The sequence below is a fragment of the Streptomyces sp. NPDC053432 genome (assembly GCF_055585365.1).
In genome coordinates, this window is record NZ_JBVJKF010000020.1 from 15374 (window position 1) to 34614 (window position 19241).

General features: G+C 69.2%; 22 protein-coding genes and 1 pseudogene. 10 read left to right on the plus strand and 13 right to left on the minus strand.

Annotated elements, in window-relative coordinates:
- Nucleotides 1-23 precede the first annotated feature (23 nt).
- Nucleotides 24-731, plus strand: coding sequence for a response regulator (locus tag ACZ6Y1_RS28005; RefSeq protein WP_469635663.1), 708 nt, complete (start codon nucleotides 24-26; stop codon nucleotides 729-731).
- 256 nt (nucleotides 732-987) lie between these two features.
- On the opposite strand, the gene ACZ6Y1_RS28010 is transcribed toward ACZ6Y1_RS28005, so the two are convergent.
- The 4 genes from ACZ6Y1_RS28010 to ACZ6Y1_RS28025 form a co-directional block, all read right to left on the minus strand.
- Nucleotides 988-1245 (minus strand): hypothetical protein, encoded by a 258-nt coding sequence (locus ACZ6Y1_RS28010; protein ID WP_469635666.1) that lies wholly within the window; start codon nucleotides 1243-1245, stop codon nucleotides 988-990.
- Entirely contained in the window at nucleotides 1242-2132 is an 891-nt protein-coding gene (locus ACZ6Y1_RS28015) for a universal stress protein (protein WP_469635668.1), read from the minus strand. The genes ACZ6Y1_RS28010 and ACZ6Y1_RS28015 overlap by 4 nt, the downstream gene beginning before the upstream one ends.
- A gap of 434 nt (nucleotides 2133-2566) precedes the next feature.
- A complete protein-coding gene (locus ACZ6Y1_RS28020; protein WP_469635671.1) occupies nucleotides 2567-2878 on the minus strand; it encodes a hypothetical protein in 312 nt (103 codons plus the stop codon).
- Nucleotides 2875-3096, minus strand: coding sequence for a hypothetical protein (locus tag ACZ6Y1_RS28025; protein WP_469635674.1), 222 nt, complete (start codon nucleotides 3094-3096; stop codon nucleotides 2875-2877). The genes ACZ6Y1_RS28020 and ACZ6Y1_RS28025 overlap by 4 nt, the downstream gene beginning before the upstream one ends.
- Nucleotides 3097-3589: 493 nt before the next feature.
- Between ACZ6Y1_RS28025 and ACZ6Y1_RS28030 the strand changes: the two genes are divergently transcribed.
- Nucleotides 3590-3994: a hypothetical protein gene (locus tag ACZ6Y1_RS28030; protein WP_469635677.1), complete on the plus strand. Its 405-nt coding sequence runs from the start codon at nucleotides 3590-3592 to the stop codon at nucleotides 3992-3994.
- A gap of 781 nt (nucleotides 3995-4775) precedes the next feature.
- Here ACZ6Y1_RS28030 and ACZ6Y1_RS28035 read toward each other — a convergent pair.
- The 4 genes from ACZ6Y1_RS28035 to ACZ6Y1_RS28050 all read right to left on the minus strand — a co-directional run bounded on the left by ACZ6Y1_RS28035 (nucleotide 4776) and on the right by ACZ6Y1_RS28050 (nucleotide 7611).
- Nucleotides 4776-5300, minus strand: a complete 525-nt coding sequence (locus tag ACZ6Y1_RS28035) for an RICIN domain-containing protein (protein WP_469635680.1) — start codon at nucleotides 5298-5300, stop codon at nucleotides 4776-4778.
- 159 nt (nucleotides 5301-5459) lie between these two features.
- Nucleotides 5460-5831, minus strand: coding sequence for a hypothetical protein (locus ACZ6Y1_RS28040; protein WP_469635683.1), 372 nt, complete (start codon nucleotides 5829-5831; stop codon nucleotides 5460-5462).
- 375 nt (nucleotides 5832-6206) lie between these two features.
- Nucleotides 6207-7175: an alpha/beta hydrolase gene (locus ACZ6Y1_RS28045; RefSeq protein WP_469635686.1), complete on the minus strand. Its 969-nt coding sequence runs from the start codon at nucleotides 7173-7175 to the stop codon at nucleotides 6207-6209.
- A 118-nt stretch (nucleotides 7176-7293) separates the two neighbouring features.
- On the minus strand, nucleotides 7294-7611 hold the full coding sequence (locus ACZ6Y1_RS28050) for a putative quinol monooxygenase (protein ID WP_469635691.1): 318 nt from the start codon (nucleotides 7609-7611) through the stop codon (nucleotides 7294-7296).
- A gap of 149 nt (nucleotides 7612-7760) precedes the next feature.
- Here ACZ6Y1_RS28050 and ACZ6Y1_RS28055 point away from each other — a divergent pair, with 149 nt between their 5' ends.
- Both ACZ6Y1_RS28055 and ACZ6Y1_RS28060 read left to right on the plus strand, forming a co-directional pair.
- Entirely contained in the window at nucleotides 7761-8666 is a 906-nt protein-coding gene (locus ACZ6Y1_RS28055; RefSeq protein ID WP_469635694.1) for an AraC family transcriptional regulator, read from the plus strand.
- A 159-nt stretch (nucleotides 8667-8825) separates the two neighbouring features.
- The gene (locus ACZ6Y1_RS28060; RefSeq protein WP_469635699.1) at nucleotides 8826-9575 is read left to right on the plus strand and encodes an SDR family oxidoreductase; all 750 of its coding nucleotides are present in this window, start codon (nucleotides 8826-8828) and stop codon (nucleotides 9573-9575) included.
- Between the two features lie 212 nt (nucleotides 9576-9787).
- On the opposite strand, the gene ACZ6Y1_RS28065 is transcribed toward ACZ6Y1_RS28060, so the two are convergent.
- Nucleotides 9788-10591, minus strand: coding sequence for a TetR/AcrR family transcriptional regulator (locus ACZ6Y1_RS28065; RefSeq protein ID WP_469635702.1), 804 nt, complete (start codon nucleotides 10589-10591; stop codon nucleotides 9788-9790).
- Between the two features lie 89 nt (nucleotides 10592-10680).
- On the opposite strand from ACZ6Y1_RS28065, the gene ACZ6Y1_RS28070 reads away from it, so the two are divergent.
- Entirely contained in the window at nucleotides 10681-11070 is a 390-nt protein-coding gene (locus ACZ6Y1_RS28070) for a VOC family protein (protein WP_469635705.1), read from the plus strand.
- An 899-nt stretch (nucleotides 11071-11969) separates the two neighbouring features.
- Here ACZ6Y1_RS28070 and ACZ6Y1_RS28075 read toward each other — a convergent pair.
- Together ACZ6Y1_RS28075 and ACZ6Y1_RS28080 are read right to left on the minus strand one after the other, a co-directional pair.
- Complete coding sequence (locus tag ACZ6Y1_RS28075; RefSeq protein ID WP_469635708.1) at nucleotides 11970-12365, minus strand: peptidase inhibitor family I36 protein; 396 nt, start codon at nucleotides 12363-12365, stop codon at nucleotides 11970-11972.
- Nucleotides 12366-13005: 640 nt separating this feature from the next.
- On the minus strand, nucleotides 13006-13281 hold the full coding sequence (locus ACZ6Y1_RS28080; RefSeq protein ID WP_469635711.1) for a transposase: 276 nt from the start codon (nucleotides 13279-13281) through the stop codon (nucleotides 13006-13008).
- A gap of 57 nt (nucleotides 13282-13338) precedes the next feature.
- Here ACZ6Y1_RS28080 and ACZ6Y1_RS28085 point away from each other — a divergent pair, with 57 nt between their 5' ends.
- The gene (locus tag ACZ6Y1_RS28085; protein WP_469635715.1) at nucleotides 13339-14007 is read left to right on the plus strand and encodes a hypothetical protein; all 669 of its coding nucleotides are present in this window, start codon (nucleotides 13339-13341) and stop codon (nucleotides 14005-14007) included.
- Between the two features lie 294 nt (nucleotides 14008-14301).
- The gene (locus ACZ6Y1_RS28090) at nucleotides 14302-14706 is read left to right on the plus strand and encodes a hypothetical protein (RefSeq protein WP_469635718.1); all 405 of its coding nucleotides are present in this window, start codon (nucleotides 14302-14304) and stop codon (nucleotides 14704-14706) included.
- On the opposite strand, the pseudogene ACZ6Y1_RS28095 reads toward ACZ6Y1_RS28090, so the two are convergent.
- Nucleotides 14671-15501: pseudogene (locus tag ACZ6Y1_RS28095) on the minus strand (IS5 family transposase). The gene ACZ6Y1_RS28090 and the pseudogene ACZ6Y1_RS28095 sit on opposite strands and share 36 nt — an antisense overlap.
- 490 nt (nucleotides 15502-15991) lie before the next feature.
- On the opposite strand from ACZ6Y1_RS28095, the gene ACZ6Y1_RS28100 reads away from it, so the two are divergent.
- From ACZ6Y1_RS28100 to ACZ6Y1_RS28110, 3 genes are all read left to right on the plus strand, one after another.
- Complete coding sequence (locus ACZ6Y1_RS28100) at nucleotides 15992-16513, plus strand: MarR family winged helix-turn-helix transcriptional regulator (protein WP_469635721.1); 522 nt, start codon at nucleotides 15992-15994, stop codon at nucleotides 16511-16513.
- Nucleotides 16514-16631: 118 nt separating this feature from the next.
- A complete protein-coding gene (locus ACZ6Y1_RS28105; RefSeq protein WP_469635723.1) occupies nucleotides 16632-17093 on the plus strand; it encodes a hypothetical protein in 462 nt (153 codons plus the stop codon).
- A gap of 52 nt (nucleotides 17094-17145) precedes the next feature.
- Nucleotides 17146-18012, plus strand: coding sequence for an NmrA family NAD(P)-binding protein (locus ACZ6Y1_RS28110; RefSeq protein ID WP_469635726.1), 867 nt, complete (start codon nucleotides 17146-17148; stop codon nucleotides 18010-18012).
- An 815-nt stretch (nucleotides 18013-18827) separates the two neighbouring features.
- On the opposite strand, the gene ACZ6Y1_RS28115 is transcribed toward ACZ6Y1_RS28110, so the two are convergent.
- The gene (locus ACZ6Y1_RS28115; protein ID WP_469635729.1) at nucleotides 18828-19226 is read right to left on the minus strand and encodes a VOC family protein; all 399 of its coding nucleotides are present in this window, start codon (nucleotides 19224-19226) and stop codon (nucleotides 18828-18830) included.
- Between the last annotated feature and the right edge of the window lie 15 nt (nucleotides 19227-19241).

The window sequence follows — 19241 nt, forward strand, 5'->3', positions numbered from 1 at the left end:
GAACCCAGCCAAGGAGTTGCGTAATGACCGCCAGCGACGCCCCGTCGCCCGCGAAGACGCCCATCAGCGTCTTCCTCCTCGACGACCACGAAGTCGTACGCCGGGGCGTGCACGACCTGCTGGACGCCGAGCCCGACCTGACCGTGGTCGGTGAAGCGTCCACGGCCGAGCAGGCGTTGGTCCGGATCCCCGCGCTGCGCCCCCAGGTCGCGGTCCTCGACGTCCGGCTCCAGGACGGCGACGGGGTCAGCGTCTGCCGCGAACTGCGCTCGCGGATGCCGGAACTCGCCTGCCTGATGCTGACGTCGTTCGACGACGAGGAAGCGCTACTGGACGCGGTCATGGCCGGCGCGTCCGGCTACGTACTGAAGCAGATCACCGGCACCGACCTGGTCACCGCCGTGCGCACCGTCGCCGCAGGCCAGTCGATGCTCGACCCCGGAGCCACCACCCGCCTGATGGCCAGGATGCGCGGCGACGTCCCCGCGGAGGAGCAGGTCCCCGGTCTGCCCGGATTCACCGACCGGCAGAAGGAGATCCTGGTCATGGTCAGCGAAGGGCTCACCAACCGCGAGATCGGCAAACGGCTCTACCTCTCCGAGAAGACCGTCAAGAACATCATCTCCCGGCTCTTCACCAAGCTCGGCGTCGAACGCCGCGTCCAGGCCGCGGTCATCGCCAGCCACACGCTGACTCCGCCGAGCCGGCATCCCGTACCGGCCGCCGAATAGGCATGGACGGCCCCTCACCTGCCGCCCTCGCGCCGTACGAAGAGGCCGTCCCTCGCCAGCGGGCGTTAGCGGTCCTCCCCGATTGCCCCGACCCGCCCGAACCTCCAGCGGCGAAGGTCACCCCCGCGCCCCGCGGGGCTATCCACGTCGACCAGCCCCGCTCAGACCACCCCGCCCAGCCCTGGCCAGGGTGGTCTCCGCTGATGAGTCACGGGTCCACCACCCGCGGCCCCGCGCCTACGGCTGGGCAGGGCTGCTACCGGGCGGTGGGCTCGGTCCCGCGAGCCGAGTGGGACGTCTCCTGGAGAGTGTCCGTCTCCGCAACACGCGTGGTGGCGCCGCCTCGCGCATCCTCGGCGTGAGGCGTCTGCTCCACCGCGGGCGCGGCCATGACGATCCGGAGCCCCAGCCCGCGCCGTCGGGCCTCTTCCGCCGCCCGGGTCAGGGACGCGTACCAGTTCCTTGCCGGGTCGATACGGAGGAGGATCTCGCGGGGCTCACCGGTGGTGGTCATGACGCCTCACTCCTGTGGTCGCCGCTGCGCCGCGGGATGAGTTCGACGGGACAGTGCGCGTGGTGTACGAGGCTGTGGGTCACGTGCCCCAGGGTGCGACCGATGTGGTCGGGCGACCGGCGCCCGCCCATGACCAGCAGGTCCGCATGGCGGGACGCCTCCGCGAGAACACCGGCCACGGACACACCCTCGTCGGCGTCCGCCTGGACGCTCAACGACGGGTACTCGTCCCGGATCTGGCCGGCGACGGCCGTGAGGCTCAGCTCGTTGTCGTCGCCGAGCATCGTCCTCGCCAAAGAGCCGACGGACTGAAACATGTTCCGTACGTGCAGCAGCCTCAGCGAGGCCTTGCGCAGCTCCGCCGCTCGCGCGGCGTGGCGGACGCAATCGAGGTCGCGCTCGTCGCGCACGGCGGCCAGCACGACACCGTGCCTGGCCTCGTTCTCGCTCCCCCGGACGACGATCACGGGCGTGCGGGCCTCTGCGGCGACCTCGAGCCCGACCGAGCCCACCGACAGGGAGTTGAAGCCGCCCCGGCCTCGGTCGCCGACGACGACGGTGCCCCCGGTGGACGCCGCCCTGCGCAGGCTCATGACGGGCCCGCTGCGGCTGTACTCCGTCGTGACGGACAGCGCGGGATGCCGGTTCTGCGCGGCTTCGGCCGTGCCTTCCAGCAGTTCACGGCCCGCGGCGCGGACCCGTTCCCTGTCACCGTCCGAGAGGTACAGGACCCGGCCGTCGACGTCGGATCCGTACACGACGTGCAGGGGGCGCCGGCGCCGTGCGGCCTCGTCCGAGGCCCAGAGCGCCGCCCGCCGGGCCCGCTCGGACCCGTCGACGCCGACGATGACCGATCCGGATTCCGGACCGCTTCTGTTGCCTTCCATGGCTCCTCCTCGCCGCATACCACTGGGGACAGCTCTACGCTGACACTGCGGCCCCTGCCGGGAGAGGGCCCGTCCGGGCCTCCTGATGGCCGAAGGTCCCTGCCACGCCTGTCGGCCGTTGATGCGGGCGGCCATGGACGATGCTGGTCATGCAGACCGAGGCACCGTTCCGGGACCGTGGAGTCGCGTGCCGCAGCTGTCATCCGGTCGGCGTGCTGTCCAGCGACGTCGCAGCCGGTCACCGGCCTCTCCCACCGCGGTCAGCAAGGCCGCCGCGGCCGCGCACCCGGGGAGGCCCGTGGGTCGGCCAAGGCCCTTGCCCAGCAGCCAGAGGCCAAGGGTGAACGCCGTCCACCACGTGATGAGCGACAGAACCTCGCGCTGTCGGCGGCGCCGGGAAGGGGAAGGGGAAGGGGAAGGGGAAGGACGCACCGTCAAGAGCGCGCGGGCTTCGCGGGGCGGTGGTGGGGCCGCTGAGTGGCGAAGCCGAGTACGAGGGAGCCGCCCACGCACAGTGCACCGCCAACCGCCGTGCACATCAGCGTCGTGTCCGGGGAGGCACCGGCCAGGCGCGGAATCGCGTTGACGGGTGCGCTGGCGTAGATCAGCAGGACGGCTGCGCCGCGTGCCCGTATCGGCGCCAGCCTGCCGCGCAGGCGGCGCGGTACCCGGTCGGCCGCCATGGCCAGGCCTGCGGGCAGCAAGGTGAGGGAGAACAGGATCAGACCGATCCACTGCCACTTCACGGCCGGTGCCCCTTCCGCATGGCGTGCAGGCGCGGGGCGAGGTCGGAGGAGGTCACGACGAGGCCGGTGATCAGGAGGGCCAACCCGGTGACCAGCAGGTGAAAGCCGGGTCCGGGCAGAACGTAGCAGCCGGCTCCGGTCAGGAGGACGGGTGTTGCGAGGACGCTCAGGGGTATTCCCGTCCGTCGTTCGGACGGCGGTCTGAAGCTGGGGGTCATCGCGCGGCGCCTCAAGGATGTCGGTGGTTCGTGGGCACACGGCCCCTGGACGCCGACCAGACTTCCCGGCACACCATGCGTCGGATCTTGACGCGTTCCCTACACGTTAACGGTGGCGAGGAGCCTTGACCAGCGCCGTGTCCGGTATGCCGATCCGGGAGAGCGCCGCCGACCGGCACTACCGGTCCCAGTCCGCGGATGGTACCGGCCGAGCGGTGTGGTCTTGCACTGAGCGGGCCTGGAATCTGCCGGTGTCCGGCATGTTGGCCGAATCTATGGCCCGCCTAGCGTGTGCCGTGTGTACGGCTGACGGCAAAGCGAAGGGGCGAGGATGTCGGGCAGTGGTGGGGGCGGCGGCTTGTTCTCGGTGGTGTGGGGGGCATGGGCGACCGGCTTCGGCTGGATAGTCGTGACGGACTTCAGGGGGGCGGCTCACCGCTTCTACCGGATGTCTGTCAGGTCCGTGCCGTTCGGGCGGGCCCGGGAATCATTCGTGGGTGTCGGCTTCTTCCGGATCGTGGCCGGAGCGTTCGCCCTGATCGGGCCGATCATCCTGGTCAACGGGCTGCTCGACCTGGCCGGGGAACGGCGGGGGTCCGGCCTGCCCCCAAGGCACGACCTGTCTCCCGTGCCCCTCACGCTCCTCGTGGCCGTGGCCATCGTCGGCACCCTGGTCCTGTGGATGCTGTGGCGGGGCCCCGGACTGCTGCGCCGTGAGTGGGCCGCCGGCTCCGGCCTCCAGCGGGGAGCGGTCACAGCGGTGACGGCGGGGATCGTGGGCTTCCTGTCCATGCTCATGCTGGGTCACCAGACCGCGATGCTGGCCAGCTGGCTGGTCGGCGGGCTGGGGAGTCTGACCCTGTTGCTGAGCGGTCGCGCCGATCACGAGCAGGTCTGACAGCAGCGAGACGAGCAGTAGAAGCCTCCGGCTGTCACGGTCCGGCTGCTCCAGCATGCGGCGTTCGCGTACCGGAGCACGCTGTTGCAGCCCCAGCCCAGGTGCCGGGGCGTCCTGCGGCCGACCGGAAGCCGGCCGGGTGGCCTCCGGCAGCATGCCGCTGGGCGAAGCATTGCTCTGGCAGTCGCGGTGGGCGGCGCCGCAGGTCTCCACGGCTCGGCCGAGGCCCGGCGGCAGATGGAACCGGTCATTCGACCTGGGAGCATCGGGGGCACCGCGCCGGGACCCTCTGCATTCGCTCCCGCTCGCTCCCGGATGATCTCCACGCCGGGGTGACGGACCAGCCACACGGCCAACGGCCCGGCTCCACGCGTCGGAAGCACATCGACCACACGATGCGCCTCCGACGCTGGTCAAAACGGTGGAGTAGGTCTGGCCCCGTCGGATCGCGAAGTCATCCACGCCCAGCACACGCGCAGTGCTGAACTGCGGATCAGGCAGCGCCATGACCCTGCGTACAAGGCCATTTATCCCGCCCCGAACCCCAGCTGGGCAGCCAGCCGATCGCCTGCCCGCCCGGCCCGCGCGAACCCATTCGCTCCAGGGCGCGGTTGAGCCGAGCGGTGAACGGGGCGTGTGGGGCGGCCAGCCGAGAGAACGGCTCGGCGAACGTCCGGCGTGGGCAGTCCGCCGTTCCGCAGATCCACAACCCGCGAACAAAGCCACACGACCAACGCGCGAGGGCGCGCGGGCAGTCCGAGAGGTGGTAGGTGTGGCGGGGTCAGCTGGTAATCGAGGGGTAGGAGACGATGTCCTCTTCGACGGTGTGGGAGCAGGGGTACAGGCGCGCCTCAGCGCCCTGGTAGAGGCCGCCCCATGAGTTGATGCAGTTGGCGGAGGCGACACGCGGCTGAAGCTGCCGGCCGTTGCCCGCGTAGACGAAGTTGAACTGGGTGTCGCCTGCGGAGCCGCTCTCGCAGGGGTAGAGGCGCATGTGGTTGCCAGTGACATCGCCGCCCTCCCAGTTGTTCACGCACAGGAGGCGGCCCTGGGGGTCGTAGGTTTGGGATGCCTGGATCTCGAAGTGGGTGGCATCCTTTGTGCGCAGCCACCACTGCTGCGCGGAAGTGCCGTTGCAGCCCCAGATCTGGACCTTCTGACCGGCAACGAAGTTGCCGCCGGAGACGTCGAGGCAGTAACCGCCGTTGAACCGGATCTCCCCCGCGCCGTATCCGGCGTGGGCGGTTCCGGCGCCGAGCGTGATGGCGAGCAGCGGAGCCGCGGCGACAGCGGCGATCTTAGCCATGCGGTTGGGCACAGTGACTTCCCCCTATGATCAACATCCAAATTTTGATGTTGATCATAGGGGGAAGTCACTACCGGGCCAGCCACGCCCCTGATGCACGCGCCCCGGTGGCACGCTGGTGGGCTCAGCAGCGACCGAAGTTACTCACGGGCTCTGCACTCAGGCCGGTGTCTGCCCCATGAGCAGGATCGCGACGAGCAACACGAACAGCGTGCCCGTGCCGACCCATCCCACCCGGGTGCCGACCCGAGGGAGGAAGAGGCCCACGACCGTGCCCACGGTGGTGAGCGGCACCACGTACCAGGCGAGAACCGTCAACGCCCCCATGAAACGCGGGTTGCGGACTCCGTCCTGGCATGTGTCACACGCGATGGCAAACAACGGGCCGAGCCCGGCTACGAACAAGCCGAAGGCCATGACCAGCACAGCGAGGAACGCCCGCCACCCCCAGTCGCCGGCAGACAGCCGATACGTCCCACCCACATCGGATAGCTCAAGATCCGTGCCGTCACCAGCCATGTCGCTCTTCACGCCCGTGACGCTACGGGCCCCATAGTGAGCTCCACATCCGCGTTCATACTCAGCTCATTTTCTATGGTTTGGAGAGGTTTGAGTTGCTTATGTTCGGCGATGCTCTCGGGTCGTCTGGTCGTTTTGCCCACGTCGTAACGGGTGGCGGGTCGCCGGTTCTTCGAGTCAGGTGGGCTTCCCGCGCCGGGCGTTGAGGATTGGGGAACACGGCCGGACAGGCGAGAGGCTGTCTTCGCACGACTTCCTCCAGCCCGGAGTCAGAAGGGGAATTGTGTGGTGCTGGTGATGGTTTGCCGAGGTCGTGGACGATGCCGAGGAAGTCGATCTCCGTGTCGACGGCTCGGTGTCCGCACGACCGAAACTCGTCGACTTCACCTATGCGGCGGGGTTCGTGAGCAGGAGCCGGGCGAGCCAGTCGGTGCGGGTTCGGCGGGCTGTGGCCGCGATGTGTGCCTGCGGGTACAGGGCGTCGAATCCGTGGAAGCCGCCTGCCCAGACGTGGAGTTCGGCCCGGCCGCCGGCCGCCCAGATGCGGGTGGCGTAGTCGGTGTCCTCGTCGCGGAAGACTTCGGCGGAGCCGGTGTCGATGTAGGTGGTCGGCAGGCCCGCGAGGTCGTCGGCCAGGGTGGGTGAGACGTAGGCGGGTACCTCGTCGTCGGTGAGGTCGCCGAGGAGGCAGCGCCATCCGAATCCGTTCATCTCGCGGGTCCAGACGCCGGGCCCGTTCGAGTACTGGAGGCTGGAGGCGGTGGTGTTGCGGTGGTCGAGCATGGGGCCGATCAGGATTTGGGCGGCGATCGTCGGGGTGCCGAGGTCGCGGGCCAGCAGGGTGACGCCGGCGGCGAGGCCGCCGCCCGCGCTGGCGCCTGCGACGATGATCCGGGCGGGGTCGATGCCCAGTTCGGCGGCGTGGTCGACGATCCAGAGCAGTCCCTGGTAGCAGTCGTCGACCGGGATGGTGCCGGTGGACTCGGGCGCGAGCCGGTAGTCGACGGAGACCACGACGGCGCCGAACTCGTCGAGCCACTCCAGCGGGATGTCGATCTGTGAGAAGCGGTCGCCCATGACCATCCCGCCGCCGTGCATCCAGTAGACGCAGGGTGCGGCAACGGTGCGATCGCTGTTCGCGGGGCTGAAGACGGACAAGGGGATCGGGGTGCCGTCCGGACTCGCAGCGGTGACCTCGCGCCGGTCGATAGCGCGACCTTCCAGGAGGGGTTCGACGGGCATCGAGGAGAAGGGGCGTACCTGCGCCAGCACTTCCGGGCTGAGCTGGGACATCAGCGGCATGTCGGCCAGGAGTTCTTGCAGTTCGGGGTCGAGGGAGGGGCGTGCTGGGGTCATGGTCGATGCCTCTCGTGGGTGGTGGCGGGACGGTCGGGCGAGGACGGGGGCCACCTCGGTGGGCATCGAGGCGGCGGAGGCTGGGGTGTGGGGTGTGGGGTGTGGGGTGTTCGGCGGGTCAGAGGGCGGATTTGCCACGGACCGGAACGTAGTCGGTGTACTCGGGGTCCTTGGCGAGCAGCGGGTCGATCTGCGCCACGATGGCCTGGGCGGTCTTGCCGGCGAATACGCGGTGGTGGTCCTCCTCGCTGGTCCAGCCTTCGGCGACGTGGACGACGTCGGGGTCGGACGCGGAGCGGGAGACGAGGTAGACGAGGCAGTGTTCGCTCGCGCCGGGGCTGCCCTCGTTCAGTCCGGTCAGCAGCAGGTCGGCCAGCTGGTCGCCCATACCGGGCCTGGCGGTCAGGGTGGCGCTGAAGCCGTAGTCAGCAATCATGGATTCTTCCTCTTCCTCTTCGGTGGTGGAGTGCGGTGATTCCATTCAAGCGGGTTGACCTGCATAAACGTTAGACAGATGCTCGTTCGTACTTGCACGATCCTCGCGACTTCGGGAACCGCGGTGGGGAGTGGTGCTGCAATGGGCGCATGGACCTCCAAGAACTCCGCACCCTGCTGGCCCGCCATGCGCGGCCCGACTGGACCACCGCCATCGACGGCGTCCTCATCTCGAAGGTCGACCGCCCTGATCCGCCGGCGCCTTCGATGTCCGGGACGCTCCTGGCGGTCATCGCGCAGGGCGCCAAACGCCTCGCCCTGGGCGAGAGGGTGTTCGAGTACGGGCCCGGGCAGTACCTGGTCGCATCCGTCGATCTGCCTGTCACAGGGCAGTTCACCCAGGCCGACCCCAAGCAGCCTGCGCTGGGGTTCGGTCTCGTCCTGGAACCGTCCGCCGTTGCCGAGCTGCTGCTCGGCGCCGGGCCCGGAGACGCCCCCCGGAGCAGCGGGGGCGCACCGCCGGGGATCGCCGTCAGTGACGCTCCGGCCGCGCTGCTGGACGCGGTGGTCCGGCTGCTGCGCCTGCTCGACGAACCCCGCGACCGGGCCGTACTGGCCCCGCTGGTCAAGCGCGAGATCCTGTGGCGTCTGATCACCGGCGAGCAGGGTGCGACGGTTCGCCAGCTCGGCCTGGCCGACAGCAGCCTCAGCCACATCTCGCGGGCCGTGCGCTGGATCCGCGAGCACTACGCGCAGTCCTTCCGGGTCGAGGACGTGGCCCGGCAGTCCGGCATGGGCGTCTCCGCCTTCTACCGCAACTTCCAAGCGGTGACCGCGATGAGCCCCATCCAGTTCCAGAAGCAGATCCGGCTCCAGGAGGCCCGGCTGCTGCTCGCCACCCACCCCGGAGACGTCACCGGAGTCGGCCACCGCGTCGGCTATGACAACCCGTCGCAGTTCAGCCGGGAGTACCGCCGCCAGTTCGGCGCGCCCCCCAGCCAGGACGCCGCCCGCCTGCGTCAGGCCGTACGCGCACCGGCAGGCCTCCTGCCCTGAGCCGGGTGGGCTCTACCGGAGGATCGTGCAAGGAGTAGCGAGGATAGTTCTACTGTCTCCGCAGGTCAGAGCGATTCAATGGGATCACCGGTTGTCCCGTGGAGCAGGAAAATGCCTGCCCACCCGTATGGATCCCACCACATCGCAAAGGGGCGCAACATGAAGACAGTTCTGATCACTGGTACCTCGTCCGGGTACGGGCGGGAGACCGCCCTCTACTTCCACTCGCAGGGGTGGAACGTCATCGCCACGATGCGGACGCCGCGTCCGGGCGTCCTTCCTGAGTCGGACCGGCTCCGCGTCATCGAGCTCGACGTGACCAGGCCCGAGAGCATCACCGCCGCGTTCGAGGCCGAGGGCCCCATCGATGTCCTGGTCAACAACGCGGGCATGCCCTCGATCGGCGTGTTCGAGGGAACCCCCATGGCCCGAGTGCGGGAGGTCTTCGAAACCAACACGTTCGGCGTGATGGCGATGACGCAGGCGGTGCTGCCCCAGTTCCGCGAGCGCGGCTCCGGCGTAGTGGTCAACGTGACCTCCAGCGTGGTGCTGGGCCACATGCCGCTCTCGGCCGTCTACAAGGCGAGCAAGATGGCGATCGAGGGGTTCACCGCATCCCTCGCGCTCGAGCTCGCGCCCTTCGGTCTACAGGCCAAGACGGTCGAGCCGGGCGCCTGCCTGACGACGAACTTCGCGGCCAACGCGACGAAGGGCGCCTCGCTGGACGAGCTGGTCCCGGCGCCCTACGCGCCATGGGCGAAGAAGGCCATGGGCGACTTCACGAGCCAGGACCTGTTCACCAGGGAGAGCGACGTCGCCGAGACGGTGTGGCGAGCCGTGCACGACACGACCGGCCAGCTGCGATTCCCCGCCGGCCCCGACGCGGTCTCGCTCTCCCAGGCAAAGTGATCGGCCACAGCGCCGTCGCGGAGCCGGTGGGCGCGGTCGATGACGAGGTGTCGCATCTGGTCGGTGGTCAGCCAGGCGGCGGCCTGGCGCAAGGCTTCGGGTGCGGGGGTGCGGGCGGCGAGCAGGGTGGCGGGGTTGCGTGAGTCCGTCACCGGCCGGAGCCTCAGCGAAAAGCACCCGGCTCTCGGGGCAGCCTCACGCGGCAACCGGCGTCATGCCTGCGCTGGGTTCCACGTCTTCGCGGCGGCTCCCCGGTTGATCAGGGCGGCGAGGGAGTCGAGGACGCGCTCCAGGCCGAAGGAGTAGGCGTGGGCGGGGTCGTAGGCACTGTTGTGCGCGGCGCCGGCGGCTGCGCCGACGCGGACGGCAGTGGGATAGGCGTTCTCGTCGAGGGCCCGGGCGAGGAGTGGGGCGTTCAGCTCCCACCATTGTTCGTCGTTCAGGGCGCTTTCCTGCTGGGCGGCGCGGGTATCGGCGGCGGCGCGGGCCGATGCCTGTACGAAGGTGAGCAGGTGGGTCAGGCAGTCATCCATCTCCACGTCGCTGAGGCCGAGCCCGTCGAGCCCGGACAGTTCGTGCTCGTACTTCGACATCAGCCCCGGTCCCAGCGGAGGCCTGACGGTGGAGACGGCCGCGGCCCATGGGTGTCGTTCGAAGAGGGCCCTGTTCTCCTCGGCGATGGCGGTGACGCGCCGGCGCCAGGGCTGACCGGTGGTGTCGGTGCGGGGCATGCGGGCGTATGCCGCGTCAAGCATGAGGTCGAGGAGCTCGGCCTTGCCGGGGATGTAGGTGTACAGCGTCATCGGCACCACGCCCAGTTCCTTGGCCACTCGGCGCATGGTCACCGCCTCCAGGTCCTCGGCGTCCGCGATGGCGGTGGCGGCTTCCACCACCGCGTCGATGCTCAGCCCCCGTCGCGGTCCTCGGCGGCTGCCGGATGAGGGCGGGGAGGAGTCGCGCCACAGGAGCCGCAGGGTGTGGGCTGGGTCGCCCGAGCTGGTTCGTTCTGCCGACATGGGGATCATCCTTGCGCATCTCTAGTCTGTACGGTGTACATTGTACTGCGTATAGAGAAGATGGTCAGTGTGATCCCGGGAGGGTTTTGATGAAGATCACCTCTAGTGCCGTGTCGCTCAACGTTGACGACGTTCCCGCATCCAGCGCCTTCCTCGTCAAGCACTTCGGGTTCCGGGAGGAGATGGCCGCTGACGGTTTCGCATCCCTGACGCGCGACGACGCCGGCATGAACGTCATCTTTTTGCGGCGAGGGCTTGAAAGCCTCCCGGCGGACCAGCGCGACGACCGCGCCACCGGGCTCATCCTCGCCTTCGTCGTCGAGGACCTCGAAGGCGAGCTGGCGCGCCTGCGTGCCGAAGGTGTCGCGATCACCATGCCGCTGACGGACGAGGAGTGGGGCGAGCGAGCGTTCCAGGTCCGCGACCCCAATGGCGTCATCGTCCAGCTGGTCGACTGGAACGCGCCCACCAGCAGCTGAGGCGACTCGACGCCGTCTGCAAGCCGTGACGCCGGGCGCTGTCCAGGGTTGACGCTCGGGTGTCGCTGCCGCTGCCGCTGCCGCTGGTACGGCCGTTGGTACGACCGTCGGCGCTCAGTGCTTGCCCGTCAACGGCTGAGGGTCCTGGTGAAGTGTCGCCGGGGCCCTCAGCCGTTGCTCGTACCTGTGCGATGTCCCACCCAGTGAGGGTCGCCGGACTCTGGAGGTGTCGGGGTCGGGTTCCGAAAGTTACGACGCCTGGTACGTCGGCTGCGGGCAGGTGACTCGTCGCCCTCGTCATGGGCAACGTCGCCCACGCCGCGGATTGGGATGCACGAGGCCCGGCGACATCCCGTGACGCTGGGTTCTGTCGGCGGTGGATTTGCTCCATGCGGCGCAAGCCACGAGCAACACGGCGACGGAGAAGACGCGGGACCGGCTTCGCCTCATCGCCCAGGAGCGCGGTACGACCATCACCGAGCTCTTGGAGGAGCTCGCCGAGAGCCAGGCGACCCGGGCCGGAGCAGCGTTCGCTCGAGGCCGCGGCCGAGCTCGGGCTGGAGCCGTGCCCTCATCCCCGCCCTGTCCATCCTGGCCGCCGAGTGAGCGGTACCGGGTGCTGGCACAGATGCCGCGCGCCTGCGTTTCGCAGAGACCGTCGGTGCACCGCAGAGCACGCGCGGGACGCGGCGTCCTGGCCCGCCGCCGACTGGCCGGATACCCACCCCGCAGCCGTCGCCGGGCAGGCAACGAAGTCGGGAGAGCCGGTCACCGTGCTCTCCCTGACTCCCGAGGCGTACGAGGGCACGGGCGTCCCGCGGAGCCCGGAATGCCACTGAACCGGAGCGCCCCCGGTCAGGTCGGTGCCCGTCGCCGTCCTGTACGGGAAGGGGCCGAGGTCAGAGCCAGCGCACGGACGAGGCGGAGTCGTTACCGGCGTTGCCGTTGTTCAGGCTGATCGACTCGCCCGGCAGCAGCGTGATCGGTGTGCCCTTGAAGTCCCAGTCCGGGTAGACGCGCACGATGTCGGTGGTCCGGTTGTACAGCGTGCTGGCCCTGTCGTTGAAGTTGTAGTCCTCGAGATGCGACACATCGCCGTCCAGACGCAGGATCGGCGCCGAGCCGATGGCGTTGAAGTCCCAGTGGTCATACAGGCACAGGTAGCCAGGCGTACATGCACTCGCGCCCTGCCCCCGGTAAACCGGCACGTCCGCTGCCTGCGCTGGCCCCGCCGACACCACCCCGGCCAGCACCACACCGACCGCCGCCATCGTCATCGCCGCGTAAACCCTCACGTCGCCATCCTTTCGACACCACGGTGAGCGCGCACGCCTACCGAGCCAACCCGACAGCAACCGCGGGAAGGGGAAAAAGCCGGCCTGCGCCTGAGAAAGCGACCCTGCCCGACACGCACCCTCCCCCGCACAGCAAAAACGATCACTCGTACGACGAAAACCCCCGGACGGTGGAGCACTGCCATTCCCTCGCCCCGGGACCGAAGTAGTTGCACCGAGACTGCCGGCACAACCCGTCCGGCCGGCCGGCGACAAAGTCTTCGCTTCATAACCACGGGCGCAGGGAGCCGCGCAGTGGTTGGTGCGGGGCCACGGTGGGGCAACGGCCCGGCCCCGAGCGGGTTTCAGAGCGACGCAAGCGCCCGGCGGAACTCGGCCGCGCCAGCGGACCGAAATTGCCGGTGAACGAGCCAGAAAGGCGCCCGGCAATTTCGCTCGCGGGGCCCGTCAGGGTCCGGAGGGCGGCGCGGGGGCCCTGGGCCACGCCCCAAAAGGGCCCCGAACCCGCACCAAAAGCTTCGCTGTCCCCGTCCGCGATTCTCCGCTGTGAGCCCCGGCCGGGCCCTGCCCCGACCCCGCCCCCTCCCCCACTCCTCTCGGTGCCCACGGTGCGCGCTGCCATCTCCGGGGACCGGCCGGGTTACCGGCGGACCGGCCCGCAGTCCATCCGGCGGTGCCGCTCGTACACCGTCTTCCACGGTCCGTTCCGCTCCGGCATATCCCGCCACTGCACGCTGCGCGCGTATCCGGAACAGCCCCCGTTCACGACCTGACGAGGGTCCCTCCACCTGCCACGACGTCCGTTACTCACCGCCAGAAGCGGCTCCAGGCGCTTCCACCAGGAACGATCCGCCCCTCCCTTTCCACTCTCTGCGAAACCGCCCAGCGAAGACAAGACTGCAATTTTTGCTGCCAAACCAGGAAACTCGTTCCCGAGCGGAGGTCTGCACCGCTCACAAACGGGAGGACACTCATGTCAGACGTCTGGGATCCACATGGCAGCCTGCAGCGCGCGTTGTGGATCGGCGGCGCGCAGTGGTCCGGTAAAACCACCGTCGCCGAACTCATCGCCAGTCAATACGGATTAACGGTGTACCACTACGACTATCACGACGCCCGCGGACACCAGGATCGCCGGATCGCGCGTCGCCTCGCCCTGGGTGAGCCGGTGGAAGACCCCACCCCCGACCATGTCTGGTTGGACCAGAGCCCGGAGGAAATGGCTACCGAGACGCTGGCCGGCTTCCCGGTCCGCTTTGAGTGGGCGTTGGACGACCTGCGCGCACTGTTCACCGGTCGGCCGGCGATCGCTGAGGGATGGGGGCTGCGACCGGAGCTGGTTGCGCCGCTGCTCGACTCACTCCGGCGAATGGTCGTCCTCGTCCCCACCGAGGACTTCCGTCAGCACCAACTCCGGACCCTCCCGCGTGCGGGAACCCTCAGCGTCCATGTAAGTGACCCGGCCCGGGTCCAGGCAAACCGTCTCGCTCGTGACCGGCTGGTCGCCGAGGACGCGGCACAGAACGCCTACCGCCTCGGCATCCGCGTCATCGAAGTCGACGGGACGCTCGACGCGGCGGCTGTGGCGGCAGAGGTCGCCGAGCATTTCGCCCCTTACCTTGGCACGGCGACGGCTGCGTGATCGCTCGACCGGAGAGTTCCGGTTGATCGCCAGGACCCTGCCTATCGGGCAGTTCGCTGTGGATCGGTTCGGTGGGTGAACACCCGGTCGGCCCGGCGGCGGCGGTGAATGGCCTCGGGCCGGACCCCGGAGGCGAGGGGGGTCGAGTTTGCAGCACTGGTAGATGACGGCGGTGGTGACCCCCACCGAGGCCGCCTCCGCGATGACCGACAGGCCGGGCTGTAAGAACTCCTAACGGAATGACACTTTGGGGTCGGCTCCTCGTCGTGGGGTGCCGTCGGGCAGCATGGGGCGATGGACTTCGATCAGCCGTTGCCTCGCGAGCTGAAAGCCGTCGATTCGGTCTCGCTGTTCAGGCTGGAGGAGCGGGCGTATGACCTCGGCCTGAGCCAGCGGTTGGACGCGGCTTGGGTGCGAGCGAATGCGGCGCCCGACGGAATCCACTACTTGTGGCCGGCCTTGTGGCACAGCCTGTCCCACCGCCCGGACATGCCGCGTCAGCTGCGGTGCGAGCTGTTGATCACTCTGCGTGCGGGAGGCCGGGTGAGGAGTCTGTTGGACGTGCTTCCGGACGACTTCGCCCCGCTGCCGAGAGTGACCTCACGCGAAGTAGGCATGCAGGTCAGCCAGCTCTTTGACCGTGCTCCTTCGGTCCGGGAACGGCTAGTCCGGGAGGGCGAGGGCTCGGACCGGCTGTGACAGGCGTCGCCAGCAGATGAGTGCGCGTCCCAGGGTGAGGAAGGCTTCGTGGATGTCGTCGCGGATCTCCCAGCAGATCCGCAGGCGGCGGAACCAGTGCACGGGGGCGAAGGCGCGCTCGACGACCCAGCGTTGGGTTCCGAGTCCGGAGCCGTGTTCAGTGCCGCGTCACGCGATCAGTGGCTTCACGCCGAGCGCCCGGACGAGGCGGCGGTACTTGTCGTGGTCGCCGCGGTCACCGAGCCCGACGTCGGGACGGCGTCGAGGTCGCCACGCTTGCCCCGCACGGGCGGCACTGCCTGGAGCAGTGGGATGAGCTGGGTGACGTCGTTGCGGTTGCCGCCGGTCAGGGTCACGGCGAGCGGGATACCGGTGGCATCGGTGATCAAGTGATGCTTGCCGCCCGTCCTGCCCCGGTCGACAGGGCTTCGTCCCGTTTGGGGGCCCCTTCTAGCGCCCGGATGTGGGAGCCGTCGACCGCTGCCCGGGAGAAGTCCAGGGCGTCCGCGCGGCGAAGCTTCGCCAGGAGCATTTCGTGAAGCCGGGGCCACACGCCAGCGTCGGTCCACTCGGCCAGGCGCCGCCAGCACGTCATGCCCGAGCCGAAGCCGAGCTCCTGCGGGAGGTGTTCCCAGCGATCCCGGTATGCAGGACGAACAGGATGCCCTGGAACACCAGCCGGTCCGGGTGCCGCTTCCGTCCCGGATGCCGGATCCGACGCTCGACCTTCGGCAGCAGCGGCTCGACCACCGCCCACAGCTCGTCATCGACTTCCCACGGCTTCCGCCGAGCCATCCCGCACCCCCGGATCAACGGTCCCGGAGTGATCCAACCACCTTGGAGATCATTTCGTTAGGAGTTCTAAGTGTTCGAGGAAGACACGCCGACGGCGCTCGGGGGCATCGGGGCGACCTCGCGGGCGCCGGCCGTCCGGCCCCGATTTCCTCGACAGCATCGCAAGCCCGCGCGAACACGGGATCCTCCTGGCGCCAGTGGCTGACCTTCTCGGCGCCGTCCAGCAGGATCTGCACGGCGAGGCTGGGGGTCCGGATACAGAAGCCGCACATACTCACAGGACGCGAGGCGGCGGTGAACACGTCCGCGCGACCCGCCGCCTGCGCGGCGCCGTCGCGAAGCGTTGACCGCCTTCCGTACCGACCCCGCTGTCGCGCTCGTCCTGGCGGGCACCGACCGACCCTGACGGGCTCGGTGCCGCCGGCCTTATCCAGGCTGTGAGGCTCTCGGCGGCTTGACTTGAAGATAGTTAGCCGCCATATTACTTGTTATGAGTGACGAGGACGCGAACCCCGGCGCTGCACCCACGCTCGAGCAGGCGCGGAAGCAGATCGCGCGGTACGGGCTTGAGGCCGACCCGCAGGCCGTGCTTGTCGCGGTGCGCCTGATGGCCGCCGGGGCGCGCCTGGACCGGGCGTCCGAAGTGCATTTTGCGCGTTCCGGACTGTCGACCGGACGCTACCGCCTCTTGGTGGATCTCGAGGACAGCGACGGGGAGAAGTCACCGTCGCAGCTCGCCAAGAGTCTCGGCGTCTCGCGCGCCACCGTGACCGGCCTGGTCGTTGGCCTGGAGCGAGAGGGCCTGGTGGCTCGCCGCGCCTCAACGGAGGACGGCCGGGGCGCAGTAGTCGTACTCACGGCGCGCGGCAGCCAGCGGTTGCACGACATGGCCGCGGACCACTTCGCACGGCTCGAGGCACTGGTCGATGGACTGGCCGCCGACGAACGCCGGCTGTTCCTCGACCTCCTGGAGCGGATCACTCAGCGAATCGGCGCATTGACTGCCGAATAGCCGCGACATCACTTCCGCGCGGGGGCGGCCGCCTCGACCACGCGGGACACTTTTCCCATACCCCAGCAGTTAGCCACCTAATCACTTGATTAGCTAGCTAACTAGTTTGAGGAGTCACATGAGTTCCCCTCCCAGAACCGCCCGCCGCGGTTTCGCCACGCGTCCGTTCACCCTGTGGAAGGAAGTCGCCACCGCCTACCTGGCACCTGCGCTCACCGCCGGACTCGGCGGATTCATCAGCGGCCAGCCCGAACTGACCAGGGCCGCTTTCACCTCCATCGGGGCCACATCGGCCCTGGTGGCCTGCATCGTCGGCGCGCGGCTGCACCGCCGTGGCCGACCCCGGCGATGGACAGCCTCGGCGCCGCGACCGGTACTCACCCTCGGACTCGCCCTTACCGCGGCCGGAATCGCCGGCCTGGCCGGATGGTTCGGATCCGACTGGCTGCCGTCACACACACCGGTGCCCGACGCCGGATGGCTGGAGCGGCTGCGGATCGACCTGCCGGTGTCGGCCGGCCTGGCCGCCGCCATCGTCACCTGGCGGTGGCACGGCACGACATCCCGGCAACAGGCCTGACCCAGCCCTTCCCACCCGATTCTCCAGACCCCTCACCCAGGAAAGGCACACTGTGATCACCATCATCGGCGCCACCGGCGCCACCGGCAGCGCCCTGCTCCGGCGCCTCATCGAACTCGAAGTCCCCTGCCGCGCCGTCAGTCGTACGCCCGACAGTCTGCGCGCCACCATCGGCACGAACACGCCAGTCGAGATCGTGGGTGCTGACGCCGCAGAGCCTCAGACGCTCCACGACGCGTTCGAGGGATCCACGCAACTGTTCCTCGCCATGGCCAACAGCCCGCGTCAGGCCGAGCTGGAGACCAACGTGATAGACGCCGCCGCCCACTGCGGGGTACGGCACGTGGTCAAACTCTCCGCACCGGCGGCCGAGCCCGCCTCACCGGTGGCCATCTCGCGCAGCCACTGGCAGGCCGAGGAACACCTGGCGAACACCGAGATGACGGCAACGCTGCTCCGGCCCTACGCATTCATGCAAAAGCTGCTCCTGAACGCCCCGGCGATCGCCGAAGGCGTACTCATCGGGACCATGCGCGAGGCGCCCTGCAACTACATCGACGTCCGAGACATCGCCGACGTCGCCGCCGAGACCCTCCTGCGCCCCAGCCTGGCCGGCGCCACCTACACCCTGACCGGCCCGCAGGCCTTCAGCCACCCCGACCTCGCCCGTCTACTCGGCGAGCTGACTCGCCGCCCCGTTCGCTACATCGACCTGCCGCCGAGCGAGTTCCACAGCCACCTCCTGTCCACCGCACACATGCCGCCCTGGCTCGCCAGCCACGTGGTGGAGATCCAGCAACTGGCCATCGCACGCCCGGAATCTCCCAACGACACCATCGAAACCATCCTCGGCCGCCCCGCCAGGACACTGCACACCTTCCTCCGCGAACATCTCCACACCTTCACCAGGACCACCTGACCGACCGCCCAGACTGGCGAGTTCGCCATGTTCGGGTGTCGCTTGTTCGCGGCCGAGCCCAGGGGGGAATCGCGCTGAGTGATCTGTGCGAGCTCGGGGGCACCCGGCAGCCAGCTGGTCGACGATTGGCAGGACGGGCGGCGAAAGTGACGAAAGCGCCTATACCGCGGCGATGGACGCCTCCCGACTCGCGGCCGCGGGTAGCCGTGACCCGGCAGCGGGGTACTCCCGGCCCGGCAGTACGGCGACACCGAACAGCACGATGCGCTCGAACTCCGAAAGCTCCCCGGCAGGCCGCTCCCGTCAACGCCACCCTCGTCGATCGCCTTCGGCAGCCGCCGAACACCCGCCGTCCGCGTCGTGAAGCGGGTGCCTGGGCCGTCATCGACCCGCCCCGCGGTCCCGGCCGTGGCCGCCTGCTGCCGGTGCGCGGGCACGGCAGGCTCCGCGGGCGCGGCCTGACCCGGCGCAGCGCCCGCCGGGAGTGTTGGAGCAGGGCGGGCCGCGCCCGCGGAAACGCAGGTGCTGTCCGCAAGCGGGGTGCCGGGCTGCGTCGTCAGCGCGCGCAGGCTCGCGCACCCACCAGTCGGTTCGCGAGCTTGCGTCATGGCGCTGCAGCCTAGTGACCTACTACAGGACGTTCGCGGGCGGGCCCGCACTTGGTCCGGCGCCGCAGTGCCTCTACCAGATCGGCAGTCCTTCGGGAGTCAGCGGTGCGTTCCGGTGTTCCCTGCTGGTGGCGCTCCTGGACTCGGCGGCCGCGTTCACCGGGCCCTGGGATCTCGGGGCTCCCGGGTGAGCGGCTGGGCTTGGTGTCAGCGTGCGAACTTTTCGATGGCCTCTGGGGTGACGGGGGTGAAGAAGTTGACGAGGTTGCCGTCGGGGTCGTGGAACAACAGCGACCGGTTACCCCAGGGCAGCGTGGTGGGCTCGTTGACGAAGTCCGTGACGAAGCCGGTCAGGTTCTGGTGAACGCGGTCCACGTCGTCGACGAGGAACTCGATGATCACGCTGTGGTTGTCCGCCGGGCGGGCAGAGCCCGGGGCGAACAGCGGGACGGTGCGGGTGCCGGCGATCGCGAGGGTGGCTCCCGCGGTCCTGAGTTCGGCGAAGTGCTCGGTGGCACGTATCGCCTGCACCCCTGTGGCTCGCTCGTAGAACTCGACGAGGCGCGCTACGTCGCTGGTGATGATGCGGATCGAGACGAAGTCCATGGGAATCTCCTTGGC

Excerpts from the sequence above, each read along its gene's own strand:
- ACZ6Y1_RS28065 (WP_469635702.1), bottom strand. The coding sequence starts at position 10,591 with ATGTCGGCAGAACGAACCAGCTCGGGCGACCCAGCCCACACCCTGCGG.
- ACZ6Y1_RS28035 (WP_469635680.1), bottom strand. The coding sequence starts at position 5,300 with ATGGCTAAGATCGCCGCTGTCGCCGCGGCTCCGCTGCTCGCCATCACG.
- ACZ6Y1_RS28085 (WP_469635715.1), top strand. The coding sequence starts at position 13,339 with ATGTCAGACGTCTGGGATCCACATGGCAGCCTGCAGCGCGCGTTGTGG.
- ACZ6Y1_RS28055 (WP_469635694.1), top strand. The coding sequence starts at position 7,761 with ATGGACCTCCAAGAACTCCGCACCCTGCTGGCCCGCCATGCGCGGCCC.
- ACZ6Y1_RS28100 (WP_469635721.1), top strand. The coding sequence starts at position 15,992 with ATGAGTGACGAGGACGCGAACCCCGGCGCTGCACCCACGCTCGAGCAG.
- ACZ6Y1_RS28005 (WP_469635663.1), top strand. The coding sequence starts at position 24 with ATGACCGCCAGCGACGCCCCGTCGCCCGCGAAGACGCCCATCAGCGTC.
- ACZ6Y1_RS28050 (WP_469635691.1), bottom strand. The coding sequence starts at position 7,611 with ATGATTGCTGACTACGGCTTCAGCGCCACCCTGACCGCCAGGCCCGGT.
- ACZ6Y1_RS28115 (WP_469635729.1), bottom strand. The coding sequence starts at position 19,226 with ATGGACTTCGTCTCGATCCGCATCATCACCAGCGACGTAGCGCGCCTC.
- ACZ6Y1_RS28090 (WP_469635718.1), top strand. The coding sequence starts at position 14,302 with ATGGACTTCGATCAGCCGTTGCCTCGCGAGCTGAAAGCCGTCGATTCG.
- ACZ6Y1_RS28015 (WP_469635668.1), bottom strand. The coding sequence starts at position 2,132 with ATGGAAGGCAACAGAAGCGGTCCGGAATCCGGATCGGTCATCGTCGGC.
- ACZ6Y1_RS28060 (WP_469635699.1), top strand. The coding sequence starts at position 8,826 with ATGAAGACAGTTCTGATCACTGGTACCTCGTCCGGGTACGGGCGGGAG.
- ACZ6Y1_RS28045 (WP_469635686.1), bottom strand. The coding sequence starts at position 7,175 with ATGACCCCAGCACGCCCCTCCCTCGACCCCGAACTGCAAGAACTCCTG.
- ACZ6Y1_RS28025 (WP_469635674.1), bottom strand. The coding sequence starts at position 3,096 with ATGACCCCCAGCTTCAGACCGCCGTCCGAACGACGGACGGGAATACCC.
- ACZ6Y1_RS28010 (WP_469635666.1), bottom strand. The coding sequence starts at position 1,245 with ATGACCACCACCGGTGAGCCCCGCGAGATCCTCCTCCGTATCGACCCG.
- ACZ6Y1_RS28105 (WP_469635723.1), top strand. The coding sequence starts at position 16,632 with ATGAGTTCCCCTCCCAGAACCGCCCGCCGCGGTTTCGCCACGCGTCCG.
- ACZ6Y1_RS28070 (WP_469635705.1), top strand. The coding sequence starts at position 10,681 with ATGAAGATCACCTCTAGTGCCGTGTCGCTCAACGTTGACGACGTTCCC.